This is a genomic window from Robertmurraya kyonggiensis, assembly GCF_005116465.1.
In the GTDB taxonomy this organism is placed as follows: Bacteria; Bacillota; Bacilli; order Bacillales; family Cytobacillaceae; genus Robertmurraya; species Robertmurraya kyonggiensis.
Genome location: NZ_SWBM01000006.1, coordinates 179291 through 197120, shown reverse-complemented (window position 1 = coordinate 197120; position 17830 = coordinate 179291). Strand labels below are relative to the sequence as shown.

Here is a 17830-nt window from a genome sequence, read left to right as displayed (position 1 = left end):
CCTAAATGTAATAGAACGAATTTCTGAGAACAAAACAAAAAGCACGCATACCTCTCCCGTCAAAGGAAGAAATATGCGTGCTCCGCACTATTTCTACAAAATGTAAAAATACTTATTTATTTATGTTCACAATTGTTCTAAAAAAATAATAGTATATTTTTCACTAGATTTCAACAAAAACATTCTAAAGACCCATTTATTTTTTTGAGGGCTACTAATTCGGTATAACTCTCCAATTTATATCTGTTTGATACTTTAAAGGAGTTCCATCTTGACGGACATAGGCGAATGCTGGATTTAATTCTAGTTGCAGCGCATTTGAAGGGAACGTCATTTCGTATATTCCATATCCTGTTTCTTCACTAGCTGATACGAGCGTTATAAATTGTTGTCCATCAATAAATTGTTCTGAATTTACTATTGTTGGAGCAATCCCTTTTAAGCCACTTATCTGCGACACATCTGAAATAGACTTTAGTTTGATAGTGTTTTCCGGGAATAACCGAAAGGTATCTTCGCTTATTAATGGTGAAGCAATTACTTGAAGTTTCCACCCATTCCGTTCCTTACGGGTATCTTTTATAATGACTTTGTTTAAAAATGATTCCGACACCTTCTGTGTAGTTCCATTTAATTTCGGGTATTCGGATTTTATGGTGGAAAAGGGCTTATATTCCACCCTTCTCCAATTTCTTAATTAGTGTGGAAAAATCAACACCATAGTTGTCTGTTATGTTGTGGTCTGTCACTTCATACCAATTGAGAGTTTCGTATAATATAGCTTTGCTGAACGCACTCGAATTAAAACGTGGCTTACGTCTCTTATGTAGTTTTTCATTAAAAAGTATTTTGGCTCGTAAGGCTTCAAAGGAGTAACCTCTACCCATTCGTTCTACTTGCCTAATAATACTATTAATGGACTCTGTATAAGCGTTAGTGAGCCTTTTATCGAAGTAGTTGAAGATTTCATCCTGCCAGTTGTCTACAGCTCTAACAAGGTCTTTATATGCGTCTTTAGAGTTACTGGATAAACAACGTTGTCTCCAATATCTATAACGATCCATCCCCTCGTCAGAATCATCTGTATCCCATATCATGTAGAACTCTTCTTTAATTTCATAGGCTTCTTTTAGGTCAGAGCTATTACTTAACCAAGTATCTAAAAGAAATGAGTCTCTTTCATTCAAGTCATGCTTTCGTTTAAGAAGGATATACCTTTCACGCATAAGGGTACGCCTTTCTTTGGCTGTCATATTGGCTCTGAGAGACTTCCTAACATTATCTAATGCTTGATTAGCCATTCGGACTACATGAAACTTATCTACAACTACTTTAGCGTGTGGCAAAACAGTATTTACTGCATCTTTGTAAGGCTTCCACATATCCATTGTGACGTATTCAATGTAATGCCTATCACCAATCTCTGAAAGCCTTTGTATAACAGTATTCTTATTACGATTAGGCTTAATATCAAAGATGGTTTTACGTTCAACATTAGTCAATACAAGACGAGGTTTACGGATAATATGTATTTCATCTATTCCAAGCCATTTAGGAGTCTCAAATTGGTATTCTTGTTCTTTAAATGCTACATAGTCCTTAAAGACGTTTCTTACGGTCTTTTCGTCTACACCGACGCTTTCAGCGACATCCACAAAGGTCTTGGACATAGACTGCTCTTCAATGGACTTTAACAACCTTTTAGTCATGCTACGTTTTTCGTCAATAGAAATAAGACGTTCCCAAAAGGTAGAACCACATTCACGACATTTATAACGTCTACGCTTTAGTTGTAAGCCCACTCGCTTCAAACGAATGGGCAAGTCCATAATTAGTTGCTTTCGTGAGTCATGCCTATACAACTTATCAAAACCACATTCAGGACAACGTTCAGGCGGTTCGATTGCTTCCACTTTAAACATCATATCGCTTTCATTTTCTTGTGGTGGTTCTGTTGTTTTAAGATCTGGTAGTAATAATAAGTCTGACATACTGTTCATCCTTTACTACTCGTAGTGTTACGATATTAATTATCTTTCATTGAATATCCTACGTAAAAAAGGTTATCCCATTGATGCAGGGATAACCTTTTCATTATTCATTTATGCAGTAGCACAGCTACAATCTTTGCACTCACAGACTTCATCAGTACAGTTATCTACACATTCTTGACTGCAATAAACTTTTCCTTCTACTTCTACTTTGTTTTCACCAAGAAGACAATTACAGCTTGGTCTCGCACATTTTTCCATACCAAACTCCTCCTTATTATTTTGGTAAATCCTCGGTTAAACACCAACCTTGGTCTAAAAGACTAACGACACAATTATCAACAATTCGGTACCGAATAAAATTGCCTTCACGATTATTGCGAACGATGCCTTTATCGACCAATCGTTGAAGTTGGTTGGAAATGGCTTGAGGTTTCATTTCAAGCTGTTCTGCTACCTCACTAACAGATAAATTTGGTGTTCGAATTAAAGTGTGCAATATTCTGAGTCGAGTCCCATTAGAAAGTATTTTAAAGGTCTCACTTAAACCCTCAGCGTTATCTGTATCTAACAAGGGGCGTTCCGTTAGTTTTGGTTTTGGTGTACACCAGTTTTCAGCCATTATTTCCTCCTCCATTTCACAATTACATTATATAGTGTAATAGTTTTTGTGTCAAGACGTTTATACAGTGAAATTCATAATATAAGCATCTTTTTTATCAGTACGTTATGACACCTTTACAATATAGTAATTTATTTCCCTTGCACTGACTATTTAAATTTTTTTCAACCTATAATCACCTGTGTTTGTGTTTGATTGGAACTATTATTTTCCTTAGTATTCCACTAAATAATCCGATTTAACACTAACTGTTTTTAAATTATTAAAATAGTAATTCCACTATATATTCCGAAGACCCTTAATTTCATAGGAGCGAAAGTCAGATTATTAGGTACTTGTAACAATTCAAGACTACCTGGAGCGGTCTTGAAAGTTTCAGAAGTTGCAACCCCTTCTCCTTTTTCGCTGAGTGGAGTTATGGTATACCTATAATCTGTATCAGAAACCAGCGGGCGGTCCGAATAGGTATCACTGTTTCCTTCGTAGAGTATATTTTTTCCTCTCTTTAATTCATATGATATAGCTTGAGAGTGTTTTGACCATTTCAATGTCAATCCTATGTCGCTTACTTCTTGTGAACTTAATACAATGAGTGGAGAAAAATAAAAACCTTCTGCGTGATTCTTATTTACGCTTTGATCGTAACTTACCCTATTCGTAACGCTAGTAAACTTCCAGGTTCCGATCCCGCTATTTTGGAAATTTCCGCTAGAAACAAGCGCGATCTCATCATTGGATAAAGCCTTATCCCAAATACTAAATTGGCTGATTTCACCATTAAAATAGGAAGCGTTAGAGGATGGACTTTTCCCGATTACAATATCTAAATTCTCATCATACTGAAGAGAACCTGTAATCGATTTAACCGCTACTAGTTGATTGTTAAAAAAGAGCTTTGCGTTGTTTCCGTCATAAGATAATGCAAGTAGATTCCACTTATTTAAGTGTAGGTTACTGGCTTCAAATCCAAGATTGACTTCTTCACCATTAATTTCAAGGATACCGTAGACTTTCTGATTACCAATCTTTAATTCAATGTCTCCATTCGAAACTAAGGTTTGGTCGGATAAACTTTTTGGTTTGATCCATATCCCCCAAGTCACATTTTTATCTTTCTGATAGAGAGCCAAATTCGGTATTTGAAAATATTGAGTAACTCCATCCAGAGGTATACCTTCCAAAACAATAGAATTAGGGTCTACTGACCAGTCTTTATATTCAAACGTCACTTGGTAAGAATAAACCGTTTGGTACGTTCTTGTATCGATTGCTGGCTTAGTCGCGTTTCCACGATAACGATAAACTCTCGTATCTACCGCCGGTTTAACAACCGTTCCCGAATAAATTTGTTTCCATACCCTTGTGTCAGGCTTGCTGACATTCCCTTCGTACTTGTAATAATTGATATATTGTTTATATATATGTGTTTGCCCATTTACTGGATTAGCTGGTACTGGAAACTCAGTGATTGCACTTCTTGATGTATAAACTGCGTCTAAAGGACCTGTGAATTCATCTAAATTATAGTTATAAGTTTGAGTAATCCACGGTGCTATCGTAACAGAATGACTGTACGTCCACTTCTTAGTAGACGAATTATACTTATAAATTTCTTGTTTTCCTTGTGATGTATTCCCGATTCCCGACACAAATTTACTAGCAGCTGGTGAACCACTTATAACAGTTGAGCTACCACTCTTGTTTAGTGGTCCTGTAAATCCACCGCTATTAAAAGTAATGGAATTAGGAAAGCTGTTAGTGGAGCTTGTTCTTGACTCCGTTTGTGTTTTGCGCTGTTCTGTTGTATAACTCCCGCTATAAACATATTTTTCTAGATTATTCGCTACATATCCATCTTGATTATAGGAAGGTGAGGTATGCCCTTCTATGTACTTTGTATCCGAAGGGATATATTCACCGCCAGTCTGAACCTTAATTGGAGTTCCGTTCGAAACCGTTATTTCAACACTGTCACCATTTACTGAGTAATCGACTTCCCCATTATCTACACTTATGCTCTCTATTCCGAGTAAATTTGGTATGTTAATGGTTTGAGTTTGATTAGCAAGAGTGCTTTCAGGAAAAATGACATTCTTCGTTTTCACTAATTCTTTTCCATATCCAATGTTACCTGTGGAGCCGAAGAATAATATACACAAAAGAAATATAGAAACTCCTTTTTTCATTAAGAATTCTCACCTCCTTATTAGATATTTTAATAACCAGGCAGCAATATCCAGTTTAAATCTGTTTCGTACTCATTAGCATAAGTACTAGGGTCTATGGTTAGTTCTAAAGCGTTATTCGGTAGATTAATCTCATATATCCCTTGTCCTGTTGAAGAAGAAGCATTTACTAATATGTGCTCTCCTGGTTCATCAATGAATTGTGTGAGGGTATTAATATTGGGTGAATCAGCTATTTTACCTTTGGTTTGTGTTACAGATAAGAGCGGTTGTAGTTTGAGCGATTTATTTGGAAAAGACTTATCAGAAGAACTGCTTTTCACATTTGATGCCTGTACCGTTAACCGCCATCCATCACGATTTTTCCGAGTATCTTTTACAATAATTTTATCCATTGAAGATACATAGGATCTTTGCATTTTCCCATTCAATGTAATCGGGTTAAAAGAAATAGCAGAAGGTACAGAAAGAATTTCTAGACTTCCTGGATTTGTAGTAAAACTAGCTTTAGCGGGTACACTTTTACCATTCCTATTTTTAGCTGTAATCGCATACTCATAAGCTGTTTCAGATTGAAGAGCTTCTTCGCGATAGTTTAATTCTTCTCCGTCATAAACTATTTCTTCTCCTCTTTTTAATTCGTATCCAGTAGCTTCGTTTAAAGCATTCCATTTAATCTTCATTCCTAAATCGCTTATATCTTCAACAGTCAACTCATTCAACGGTGAGAAATTATAGCCTTTAGCATGATTCTTATTTGAACTCTGGTCATAACTTAAAGCATTCGTTAAAGTAGAGAATGTCCACTCCCCTAACCCGCTATTTTGATAGTTTCCATTAGATGCAAGATTAATCTCGTCTTGAGATAATTCCTTATCCCAAATGCTGAATTGACTTACATCACCATTAAAATAAGAAGTGTCAGTGGCTGGGTTTTTGCCTATAGCAATATTCAAATTCTTTTCATACTGAAGAGAACCTATAATTGTTTTGCTATCCACTAATTGATTATTGTAGTAGAATTTAGCCTGTTCGCCATCATAAGAAAGTGCAAGGTGAGTCCATTTGTTTAAGTGTAGGTTACTAGCTTCAAATCCTAGAACAACCTGTTCTCCATTTATCTTTAACCATCCTTGTACCTTATGATTGTCTATCTTAAACTCAATGTCCCCATTAGAAACTATTGTTTGATCGATTAAACTTTTCGGTCTAATCATAATGCCCCATGTGACATTTTTGCTAACATTGTAAGATTGTAGATTCTGAATACTAAAATATTGTGATGTGCCATTGAAAGTTAAGCCATCTAACTCAATTTGATTAGGTGGAACTTGCCATACCTTATATTTAAGAGTGACATTGTAAGTATAGACTGATTCATATGTACGGGTGTCAACGGCTGGCTTAGTAACATTGCCCCTGTATCGATACACGCGAGTGTCCACGGCGGGTTTTGTTACATTTCCCTTATAACGATATACACGGGTGTCACTTGCTGGTTTTGTTACATTGCCACCATATTTTTGGTAACGGGTCCAACTAAACCCCCCATTATCAGCCCATGAATCATATACATAATCTATTTCATTGAGCGTTCCTGTATATCCGTCTTGATTATAGGAATACGATGAGTACATACCACTTTCAGCTTTTGTCTTACAAGCTTCCCCGTTCGCACACCATCCAGATGCTCTTTTTTCACCGGATTCATATTTAGTATGAGCTGGTGTGTAACTTCCGCTATATACATATTGTGTTAGTGTTCCTGAATATCCACCTTGATTGTAAGATGCTGCTGTTTGGCCTTCTACATATTTGGTATCGGAGGGTGTGTAACTTCCTGAGTATAAGTATTTTTCAAGAGTTCCAACATAACCGTTTTGATTATAATTTGGTTTGTTTGGCCTTCTACATACTTTGTTTCTGCAGGAATATATTCGCCACCTGTTTGTACTTGAACAGGTGTCCCATTAGTGGCTGTGACTATTACGTTATCTCCATTAATCTCATAATTTACATTCCCGTTATCTACATCTATATTCGTTACTTCTAATAGATTAGGAACGTGAATAGTTTGAGATTGAGTAATTTCATTCTTTTGAGGAAAGTTTAAATTAATAGTTTGAGTAACTTCTTCAGCGTAGGCAAAATTACTAACAACCCCAAACAACACCATGATACAAAGTAGTGAATAAAGAGTTCTTTTAATCATATTTAATCACCTCCTTTTTAAGCTCCTTCCTCTATCGACCATGTTAGATCGGTAAAATAAGATAACGCACTACCATTTGAATTCACATAAGAATTCTCTGGATTAAGGGTTAATTCTAGAGCTTGTGATGGTAAATTTATTTCAAATACACCATAACCTGTATTTGTGTTTGCGCTAACAAGTTTCTTTGCTGTTGAATCGATTATCTGCGTATTATTAATTACTGTCGGTTTTGTAGCAACTAATCCACTCTTTTGAGAAATAGTAGCAACAGGCTTCATGGCAATCTTTTCTTTTGGGAAAGTCTTTAGCCCGTCTGAACTTTTTAAAGAAGTTGCACTCACCATTAACTTCCATCCATTACGAGTTTTCCTAGTATCCTTAATGATGATAGATTGAGAAAAGGTCCCGAATGATTTCTGAATCTCTCCATTTAATGTGATTGGATTAAAGGAAATATTCGTTGGAACTTGCAATATCGCTAGTTCTCCCTTTGCAGTCGTAAAAGATTTTGTAAGGGGAAGACTTTCTCCGTTGTCATTTTTAGCAATCACTTTGTAACTATAATTGGTTTCAGATTGAAGGTTTTGATCATGGAAGGATAAGTTTGGACCCTCATAGACTTTTTGTTCCCCATTTACTAATTCATAATTTGTTGCCCTACTTACAGCATTCCAATTTAAATTCATTCCCATATCTGTAATAGCTGTTGCAGTTAAAGAAAGAGGGGTTGCATAATTCCCGTTCACTACTGCATTATTTTGATAAGAGGTTTGATCATAGCTATATTTGGTCGTGAGGTTATCAAATATCCAATATCCTAATAAATTGGCTTCATTCCCATTTAACACAGAATTTGCTAAATCAGTAATTTTTTTTTGGGTTCTCTCCCCATTCCAAAACCTTACTTGACTTATTTGACCGTTGAAGGGATAGGCATAATTGGGATTATGATTTTCTCCAATAAAGAGATTTTTTGATACAGATCGTTGAATAGAATCTCTACCATCACTTTTATATAAATTGAGAGTTTGGAGTACTCCGTTTATATAGATTTTTGCATTTTGTGCGGTTGGTTTTGCGTTAGGTAATACCACTGCGATATGCAACCATCTTCCAGCTAGATTACTAGAAGGGACACCTATAATTTCTCCTTGCCCTGTATTAATGCCAAAATATCCGGTTTTATGAAAAATTACTCCATAGCTCGTGTCAAAGCCGAACACAAGATAAGTTGCATTCCCTCCATTCCATTTCACCCATGCTTCAATTGTTGATTTAGCGCCTGTTGTTTGATTGCTATTTATATTATTAACCGTTACTCCTTCATTTCCGCTAAATTGCAAAGAAGAGGCTGGTGGTGTTATCTCCGCAGCCTGGGCAATATGAAAATTAGGGACGAGAATGGAAAATAGCAAAACTAAAACAGAGAGTTTCTTCACTTTGTTTTTTTCCTCCTTTTATGCTCCCTCTTCAATAGTCCATGTAAGGTCTGTAAAGTAAGATAAAGCACTTCCATTTGAGTTCACATAGGTATTTGCCGGGCTTAAAGTTAATTCCAACGCTTGAGACGGTAGAGTTATTTCATACACCCCGTAGCCCGTATTTGTACCTGCGCTGACGAGTTTTTTCTTTTCTTCATCAATAAACTGTGTAGAGTTCGTAATCGTTGGTTTAGTAGCTACCAATCCACTTGTCTGTGTTATGGAGGATACAGGCTTTAAAGAAATTTTATTCGTTGGAAAAGTTCTCATGCTATTTGTGCTTTTTAGTGGAGTTGCTTTGACCACAAGTTTCCAACCATTTCTATTTTTCCGTGTATCTTTTACGATAATTTTTTGATTAAAAGAACCATATGATTTTTGTTCCAATCCATTAAGCGTAATAGCATTAAAGTTGAGAGCGGATGGAACTTGTAATATGGACAATTCTCCTGGTTTTGTAGCGAAAGTTTTGGTAATAGGAATACTTTCACCGTTTGCACTCTTCCCCTTTAGCGTGTAACTATATAAAGTGTCAGAGATCAAGTTTTGGTGAGTGTATTGTGCATTGGGACCGCTATAAATGGTTCTCCCATTCTGAATAAGCTCATAATTCGCATTCGTGAAATTTCCCCATGACATGCCTATCGCCATATCAGTAAGATTGCTTGCTGATAGCCCAAGATTTGATAAAAAATTAAATGCTTGTCCATGATTATTATTTATACTTTGGTCATAAACAGTACTTGTTGTCAGTCCATCTAACACCCAATATCCAACTAGATTAGTTGTATTATTGTTATTGGTGACTTCTGCCTGTGTTAATGCCTTATTCCATAGTTTTACTTCGCCTAATTCCCCTTTAAACGGTTCTGTGTAGCTTGTTCCAGTTCCAATCGGTCTAGCTCCAAAGAAAACAGGAGGAATTCCTTTTTGAGAAACACCACTTAAAACTTCTGTTTGTTGTAAAACGCCATCTATGTACAGCTTTAAATCCGTACCGTTATATACTCCAGTCACTCGATACCATTTATTTGCTTGTATATTGTTAGAAGAGTTTGCGGATTGAGTTGCACTATCACCGTTATAAGAAACAAATGTTAATCGGTTGTCAGATGTTCTATAAGATATCGCAAACCCTTTTCGCGCATCCAAATTTGATACAATATGCATGTTATTAGCGGTATTTATTTGATTGAGTTTTAGTTCGGCCTGTACAGTAAATGGTTTTGAGTTGTCAAAAGCCAACTTTGGATTTATGTAATTATTTTGACCGTTGAAATTTAGACCACTAACCGCCGCCTTACTTGCTGAAGGTGATACCGCTAAGCTTACAATTAAAAGAATAAATAATAGGAATTTCCTCAAATAATCTCCCCTCCTTTATAAGAACTATTATCAAGCTCCTGGTTCAACCGTCCATGTGAGATCCGTATAATAATTTAGTGAACTACCATTTGGGTTTACGTAGGCATTTGACGGATTGACGCTTAATTCCAATGCTTGTGATGGTAAAGTGATTTCGTATACCCCCTGTCCCGTATTCGTACCGGCACTAACAATTTTTTTTACGGAAGAGGTATCAATTAGTTGTGTTGAATTCGTAATACTCGGCTTCGTAGCAACCGCTCCGCTTGTTTGAGTAATTGCAGAAACAGGTTTTAAAGCAATTTTGTTAGATGGAAAGGTTCTTACACCATTTGAACTTTTCAAAGGAGCTGCTTTCACAACTAACTTCCAACCATTTCTACTTTTCCTGGTATCTTTAACGATAATTTTTTGATTAAAAGTACCATAAGACTTCTGATCAGCTCCATTTAATGTGATGGGATTAAAGTTAATTGCAGATGGGACTTGTAAAATAGCCAATTCTCCTACCGCCGTTTTAAATGTCTTGCTGTCAATAGACTCTCCATTTGTACTTATGGCTGTCAAGGTGTAATCATAATTGGTATCTGAGACTAAAGCTTTTTCCGAGTAACTATTACCTGTTCCAGAGTATAGAGAACTTGATCCGCGAACAAGTTTATAAGAGGATATTTCGGATGATTTAGTCCAACTTAAATTCATGCCTAAGTCCGATATGCTCGATGCTATTAATGGGAAGGCTTGAGAAAAGCGGTACCCTATCCCATCCATGTTTTTTGTGGTTAAATCATAGACTTTTCCAGTAGTTAGACTGTTGGGTTTCCATGCCCCTACTAAGCCTGATTCGTATCCTTTAACCCCGTTACTTCTTATGCTGTTTACTTCTGTTTGTGTTAATGCCTTATTCCAAACGCTGACTTCTCTTATATAACCATGAAATTTAGTATATGTACTCCCTCCGCCCGCTTTCGGATTTTGTCCGATTGCAAAAGGGGTAGTAGGTGTCTTTGTGGCTTGCCCTGGTGCACTTTGTACATCATCTTGTAACACACCATTAATATAGAGCCTAATATTGGTACCGTCATATGTACCGACAATGTGATACCACGTGTTGAGCGTTGGTGAGCTGTTAGCATTTGCAATTCGATATACACCATCAATATAAAGGGAAAGCTGAACCGTTTTATCATTAACGTCGTATTCAAGACAAAATCCTCCGCCCTCTGCTTTACATGCGATCGCTTGAGGTACATCTAGTGAGGTGAATTTTACTAAAGCTTGTACAGAAATCTTTGGAGTCGAATCAATTTGACTTCCGTTACCTATTTCAAAGTAGGCATTGTTATTAAAATTCAGGTCTGAGGCAGCATAAGCCGATTCTTTATTAATTCCGATTAAGAAAAAAAGAAGGGCCAACGTTGTGAGGACCCTTATAGTAGACTTCATTAAGCCACATCCTTCTCACTTTTCTTGCTTTTCTTTCGTCCAATTCGATAAGAAACATAAACAGAGCCTACAATTATGACTGCAATTACTATCCAAAATAAGAGTGGCATATTTAAAATGGGATTCGGAACTTCCAAACCAGATTCTGTTATGAACGATTTCACATCGTCTCTTTTAATGGAAAACTCTTTTGTTACTTCTTCTCCAATTTGATCACTTGTTAATTTGATTTGATACTTTCCAGCTTCGTAGTTTCCTGCTTGCCACGGTATATGAAATAATACTTTAGATTTTGGTGCTGCATTAAACGGAGTTGCTTCTCCGTCAAACAAGACTTCTCCTTTTTTATTGAAAACCTTGTATTTAAAAGAAATCTCCTTAATTTCGGCATTAGGATTTTCTAATTCTAAGCCAATAAAGCTTTTATTAGGAGCGATGATATTTTTTATATCTAATAATTTGATGTTCTCTGAAGAATTAGGTTTTTCTTCGGTATTAATTTGAATAGGAACTGCAAACATAAATCTATTTTTGGCTGATAACTCCACATTCTCATTTTCTTTAATCGTTTCAAAATCGGCTTCGTCTTGAGAAATAAGGACAGAACCTAGAGAAGTTCCCTTTTCAAGGGCCTTCACTTTAACCGATACGACTTTTTCTTCATGTGGAGCTAATTCAACCTTTTCTGGAACAGTAATGTTTTGATCCATGTAAAAATTTTCTTCGGTCAGAGTGGTGTACTCGTTCCCGCGATTTTCAATATAGATAATTCCACCTTGCGTCGACGTTAAAGCATTCCCGGGCCTCATCGTTAGATGAATGGTGTTATCGCTTATATTTTGTAAAGTCATATTTAAGGTTTGTTCTTCACCTTCAGACAGCGAAAGATTGTAATAACCTTTAATTCCTTTTTGTTGGTTATCGGGTAGTTCTAGTATGACTTTGTAGGGTAAAGCTTCTACTGGATTCGTGTTGGCATATGTACTTTGAGGAATAATAAATGCTGATATCATAGCTATAAGAATTACAATTTTTTTCATTATTAAGCAGAGAAGGTGTAACCATTAAGCCTACACCCTCTCTCTCCTTTCTTGTTTTATGGACCTGTCACGATGGTATATGTGATAGTAGATTCATATGGTGTAGAACCATTAGGATAGTTGACAGAATCAATAAACGTAGTGTTAGGCGCTAATGTTAACGACAAACCATTAGCTCCAAATGCAACCGTATATTTTCCCATACCTGCGTTTTTAGCTGCAGATAAAATATTTACAGCACTTCCGTTGTCGAGAATCCATTCATTTGCAACCCATGTAGGTGAAGCTGATGTTGTTCCAACAGCTGAAATAGTACTTCCACTATTAGATAAACTTAATGAGCCTTGCGGTAATTTCTTAGCAGTTGTTCCGGCCGCAAATCCACCACTTGGTGTTTTTTCGGTAAATTGAGATGCAGAAACTTGAATTCTCCATCCTTCACCTGTTCCTGAAGCATCTGTGACGTTTAACTGTCCAGGATTAGCATTAGTTGTTTGTACTTCCCCATTCAATACGATAGGGTCAAAGGTTGTAGTAGAATTAATCGATACGTCCTTCTCTCCCCCTTGAATCGCCTGTGTTGCTTTAGTTGTCATGGAAGTTTCAGCTAAGGCAGAACCACTTACTAAGATTGCTGAAAATAGCCCAATCCCTAAAGTAAGTGTGAAAATCTTCTTTTTTAATCCGTTTTTCATTAATCTTTCCTCCTAAAAATAATTTAAAACTATGAGCCTACTAAGTTACCCCATCACCTCCTAAAAGTAGTGTTGTCTTGATCAATACAAACGCTTGCGAAAACTCATGGTTAATTCAGAATTGCTCCTACGAGGATTAAAAACACTATAAGAGCAAAAAAGATGCCTGTTAAATTTGAAATCATACTATCTTTTACCATGCAGACCTCACCTACTTTTTTCCTTTTTCTGAGGATTTATAGAGAATCTCTCATATGAACAATTCATAGGAGTTATTCGTATATAGGAAATTCCCTACATTTTTGCAATGGATCTATTCATCAATCACCCTTTTTTATAAAGACAAAAAAAACGCATACTTCCCCTAATTAGGAGAGGTATGCGTCTTCCGCCATACTTCTTGTTCATTTATGTTTACAATAGTTATAAGGTTTAAAAATCTCTATACAAAATAATAGTCGATTTTTCCTATAATTTCAATACTGAATTCTAGATTCTCACGAATATATTGGTAAAAGGATAAATAGTATAATAGAAATTAGGAATTTACAAAGAATAACTCATTAGATACTCCAAGTACTTGTTAAATATATTAGTAACATAAAAAATCATTACAATAAAAAATATCAAAGTAATAAAAACCTCAAAATAATAAAAAACCCAACTAAATAAAGAATAATCAACTATATAAGCAACTTTTGAAAAACGACCTCAATCCCTTACAGTTCTAGTGTTCAACCCACCTTACTACATGCTATATAATCCATAATTCACACTATCCACAAGTAAAGATTTCAACAATTCACAACTCTAAGAGGCATACATTTGATTAAAAATATTGCTAGAAGCAAACATATGATTAATTTTTCGTAAAGTGACAAACATTTAAAATGATTCTCTATATAGTTACAAACATTTGAAAATCTAGCAAAAACAGAAGCAAACATTTAAAAAATCATGTTTTCAGTACCCTGGATGAACAGAAATATGAATGATTTTCATGCTAGCCTCGAAAAATAGACAAAAAAAATACACCCCAAGCGGGTGTATTTGCGTTTTTATCCACGACTGAAAGCCCTGCGAATTATATATTTTTTTCGCAAGGCTAACTTATTTAGCTGTATTAAAATTTGGAAGTCTTTTCATTATGACTGGAACCTTACCGGTTTCCACGTATTCTTTCCAATTGGCCTCAATGATCACATCAGAAGAAATGTTTTTTTCAATAAAGTTTTGGATATGATTACGGAAAATCGTTCTAAAGTATCCCCCAATACTCTTACTGAAGTGGAACTTTTGTTTTTGGTACTTCATTTTATTGATATGGTCATTAAACCATCCTAAACAACGATAGTAAAAACTTTGGATATGCGCATCTCTCTCTGAAAAATCTCTATATTCTCCGTCGTCTTTAGAAACGTACTTCAAAACCTCGATAACTTCATACTTGAAGGAAACCATAATATCGAATAGATCACGAGGTTTATAGGAGATTCCATTTTCATCAAAGAATACTTCCGTTTCTCCCTGTAACTCATTCATTAATGGGTGAACGTCGAATGCGTCAGTATTCTCAATGACCGTATGCGGTTTTAAACTGAACTCAATTTTTGTAATCCACTTTTGCTCTTTTCTATACGTTAAACCCACATATGTAATATTAAATAAAGGTTCTAGTAATGAAATTGCATCACGAACCCCTTTTGAACGCTTCCCAAGATCCTTTTTTAACGTACTCATTGTACGAGAATAGACAACTTCTTCTACTTTCCCCATGTCAGTTACATTGGCAATCCCATTTCGGAATTGATTCATTAATAAGAAAAATAATTCAAAGACTCTAGCGTTCGCTGTACGAACTAGCTGTTGCATGATGTTTGTTGTGAAAAGGGAATGAGGAATTGTGAAATAGTTAAACTTTTCAGCATTCGCACCATGATAGATAGAATAGTTATGAAGTTTAATAACAGACTTACCAGATGTATTGATTGATTCATAGACGAACCCGTGCATTTCTAAAAACTTCAAACCTGTATATAAGGTTGAATATGGGATATCCAACTCTTGACTGTATTCAGCAATTTTAAACTCATGAACTTCTCCTATCTTGGTCTTCTCTTTATGTATTTGTTTTAAAACACAAAGAAGCGCTGCATAGGCACTCGCTGGGAATAACACATTATGTTTAGTTTGGTAAGCTTCTAGATCATCAAGTAGCTGTTGCGGAAATGGAAATCCGTAGATTTTAATTTCCTGTCTTTTTTTCCTTCTTTTCATTCCTCATTCACCTCCTCATTACAAGATTTATAGTCACTAGGAAAGATAACTCTTTCCTCAATTACTAAATTTCGACATTTTTTATTTTCAAATGGATTATATCAAACCAAATGATTCATAAAGAATTTTGAATCGCATAATATTCACCACATCCCATGAGTGACAAGGGATATAAAAAAAGTGAAAAAAATTTAGCATCCATCAAGTTGTCCCAAATGATTCATAACGAAAGATTAAAAAAATACCTATAAGCACTTGATATATATAGACTTGTCGAATATTAGTGAAAGTTCTTACATCCATCAAGTTGTCCCAAATGATTCATAAAGCATCCATCAAGTTGTCCCAAATTGCGAAGTGATTCATAAGAGGTCATTGAAAAAAGACTGTACTTTCCCCTTTAAATCCTTGCTATACATGGATATTCCGTGATTTAAACCAAACTTATAGTAAAAATGAACATCCATCAAGTTGTCCCAAATCTTAGAGTGATTCATTACTAATAATCCAAAGTGATTCATAACTATTTCTTGGAAATAGCGTTGAAACCATTGGTGTTATTGGACTTTTGTCGTTTTTGATAAAAAATGAGCATCCATTAGTTTGTCCCAAATCAAAAAGTGATTCACAAATGTGACTTGGAAAATAAGAATTGATTCATTTCTAAAATTAATAAAACGATGAAAACCCTTGATACTACTGTGTATATCTGGTTTTTAAAAATCAAATGCATCCATCAAGTTGTCCCAAATTGCAAAGTGATTCATAAGTTATGTTTCAAAGTGATTCATAACTATTTCTTGAAAATAGCGTTCAAACCGTTGGTATTTCAGGGTTTGTAAGAGTTATAACAAAAAATGAGCATCCATTAAGTTGTCCCAAATCGCAAAGTGATTCACAAATGTTCCTTCGAAACTTATATCGATCATTTGTTTTAGATTAGTAGAGGGAAATCACTCCAATTCATAGAATGATTCATACATACATATGTAAAACATGATAAAATAGAGACAAGAGAGAGTAGTTAAATTGAGGTGATATATAAGCATGGCAGTTCGTTCTAATAATAAAGTGTTAATCGAGGAGATCTTGTCTGAAGATTTCATTTTAGATAACAACTATGTATTTAATTATCGATTACAAGAAGCGATTGCTAGAGATAGTTTTATCGAAACTGATGAGTACCCTTACCCTCAATCGACCATTAGTAATCCAGAAGAAGGAACGGTTAATGTGATTGAAAAGAGAAAATTAACGCCTTTTCTCGAAAATGTGGAGAAGAAGAATTTTGAATGGAATCTTCTCATGAGTAAAACTATCATGGATTTAGATGAGTATACTGGAGATCTATTCGATATTATACGAATTTTATGGACAGAGCAAAAACAAAAAGATAGCTCAGATATGATTTCATTGACCGTTGATGATATTCTTCAATTTCGAGAGGAGACACCAAGAAAATTTAGAACTGATGGGTCCCCTGTTTACCACAAAGAAAAGAGAATTAAAGCAGCAAAAGAATTAACCAAGCTCTTTGGTCTTACATTAAGTCTTGGAAAGAAACTAGACGATGTTGAAGTTGACGAGAAAACGGGAATTGTTCTTAATGTGTATGAAACAGAAGAGATCAGAAGTCTTTTCTATATTGGGGACTACACATTACTGAGAGAAAACGGTGAACCAATCGGATTTGAACAAGTTTACGTTAGACCAGGTAACATTCTTATGGAAAACCTAGGCATTGAAAATCCTGAGAATATGCGATTAATGTCACAACAAGCCCTTAAATATCATTATCGACACCAAAAGTACCATAAACGGCTTACAAGGTATTTGAATCTTGTGTGGGAACTAAATGAAAAACTAAAACAAATTTCCCTATACGCCTACCCTATTAATGGTGAAAAAGGCCTTCTAAATGTAATGGGATTTAAAATTACAGAAAACGTAAGGAAGAAACCTAGCCTTTTACTAGATGAATTTACACGGGTACTTGATGATCTAACGAATGATGGTGTAATTGGTTCATGGAGATATGCTGCTAAAGGTGGACTTGATTGGGAAAGGCTAGAACAGCGCGGTTGGTTAGAAGACTATTTCTTAAAACAACGAGTCATTATTGTTCCACCTAATAAGTACGCCCCTTACTTTAAGGTAGGCGAAAAAGAACTCGAAGCTTTACAAAATTATTTATCGGTTGCGAATGAAGTGAAAATGGTAGTTAAGAAAGAGATAAAGCTACGACCGGATATTATACGGAACATAAAAGACAAACTCAATTTAAGTGACCGTCAAATTTCGAAAGAAGCGGGTGTCGGACAAGCTACTATCTCCCGCTTTGTAGCAGCTGAAGATATAAGTGAAACGAATTTAAGACCTACGACAGAAGAAAAGATATTAGCATGGTTAGAGAAGATTTTACCTGAACTAGAGAGAACTTATTAATGTGGTTTTAAGAAAAGTTCGTTCACTAAAAACAAAGTTTGTTCAAAAATCCTGTTTAGATACAGGA

Annotated in this window: 13 protein-coding genes; 1 reads left to right on the top strand and 12 read right to left on the bottom strand. The window is 35.4% G+C overall.

Translation table 11 applies throughout. The features are described from left to right. Positions 1-214: 214 nt before the first annotated feature. The 12 genes from FA727_RS20080 to FA727_RS20020 all read right to left on the bottom strand — a co-directional run bounded on the left by FA727_RS20080 (position 215) and on the right by FA727_RS20020 (position 15318). Positions 215-613, bottom strand: a complete 399-nt coding sequence (locus FA727_RS20080) for a WxL domain-containing protein (RefSeq protein ID WP_158318932.1) — start codon at positions 611-613, stop codon at positions 215-217. 55 nt (positions 614-668) lie between these two features. After that, positions 669-1991 (bottom strand): ISL3 family transposase, encoded by a 1323-nt coding sequence (locus FA727_RS20075; RefSeq protein ID WP_041846675.1) that lies wholly within the window; start codon positions 1989-1991, stop codon positions 669-671. A 277-nt stretch (positions 1992-2268) separates the two neighbouring features. After that, entirely contained in the window at positions 2269-2613 is a 345-nt protein-coding gene (locus FA727_RS20065) for an ArsR/SmtB family transcription factor (RefSeq protein ID WP_041846673.1), read from the bottom strand. 254 nt (positions 2614-2867) lie between these two features. Next, positions 2868-4799, bottom strand: coding sequence for a LamG domain-containing protein (locus FA727_RS20060; RefSeq protein WP_136833253.1), 1932 nt, complete (start codon positions 4797-4799; stop codon positions 2868-2870). Between the two features lie 29 nt (positions 4800-4828). Next, the gene (locus tag FA727_RS20055) at positions 4829-6436 is read right to left on the bottom strand and encodes a LamG-like jellyroll fold domain-containing protein (RefSeq protein WP_136833251.1); all 1608 of its coding nucleotides are present in this window, start codon (positions 6434-6436) and stop codon (positions 4829-4831) included. 170 nt (positions 6437-6606) lie between these two features. Beyond that, positions 6607-7011 (bottom strand): hypothetical protein, encoded by a 405-nt coding sequence (locus FA727_RS20050; protein ID WP_136833249.1) that lies wholly within the window; start codon positions 7009-7011, stop codon positions 6607-6609. 17 nt (positions 7012-7028) lie between these two features. Beyond that, positions 7029-8453, bottom strand: a complete 1425-nt coding sequence (locus tag FA727_RS20045) for a LamG-like jellyroll fold domain-containing protein (protein ID WP_126410109.1) — start codon at positions 8451-8453, stop codon at positions 7029-7031. A gap of 18 nt (positions 8454-8471) precedes the next feature. Beyond that, a complete protein-coding gene (locus FA727_RS20040; protein WP_136833247.1) occupies positions 8472-9860 on the bottom strand; it encodes a LamG-like jellyroll fold domain-containing protein in 1389 nt (462 codons plus the stop codon). 30 nt (positions 9861-9890) lie between these two features. Then, complete coding sequence (locus FA727_RS20035; RefSeq protein WP_136833246.1) at positions 9891-11306, bottom strand: LamG-like jellyroll fold domain-containing protein; 1416 nt, start codon at positions 11304-11306, stop codon at positions 9891-9893. Beyond that, entirely contained in the window at positions 11306-12319 is a 1014-nt protein-coding gene (locus FA727_RS20030; RefSeq protein ID WP_158318931.1) for a WxL protein peptidoglycan domain-containing protein, read from the bottom strand. The genes FA727_RS20035 and FA727_RS20030 overlap by 1 nt, the downstream gene beginning before the upstream one ends. An 83-nt stretch (positions 12320-12402) precedes the next feature. Then, positions 12403-13041 (bottom strand): WxL domain-containing protein, encoded by a 639-nt coding sequence (locus tag FA727_RS20025; RefSeq protein ID WP_126410113.1) that lies wholly within the window; start codon positions 13039-13041, stop codon positions 12403-12405. 1110 nt (positions 13042-14151) lie between these two features. Beyond that, a complete protein-coding gene (locus FA727_RS20020; RefSeq protein WP_126410114.1) occupies positions 14152-15318 on the bottom strand; it encodes a hypothetical protein in 1167 nt (388 codons plus the stop codon). Positions 15319-16365: 1047 nt separating this feature from the next. Here FA727_RS20020 and FA727_RS20015 point away from each other — a divergent pair. Further along, entirely contained in the window at positions 16366-17763 is a 1398-nt protein-coding gene (locus tag FA727_RS20015) for a hypothetical protein (RefSeq protein WP_126410115.1), read from the top strand. Positions 17764-17830 lie beyond the last annotated feature (67 nt).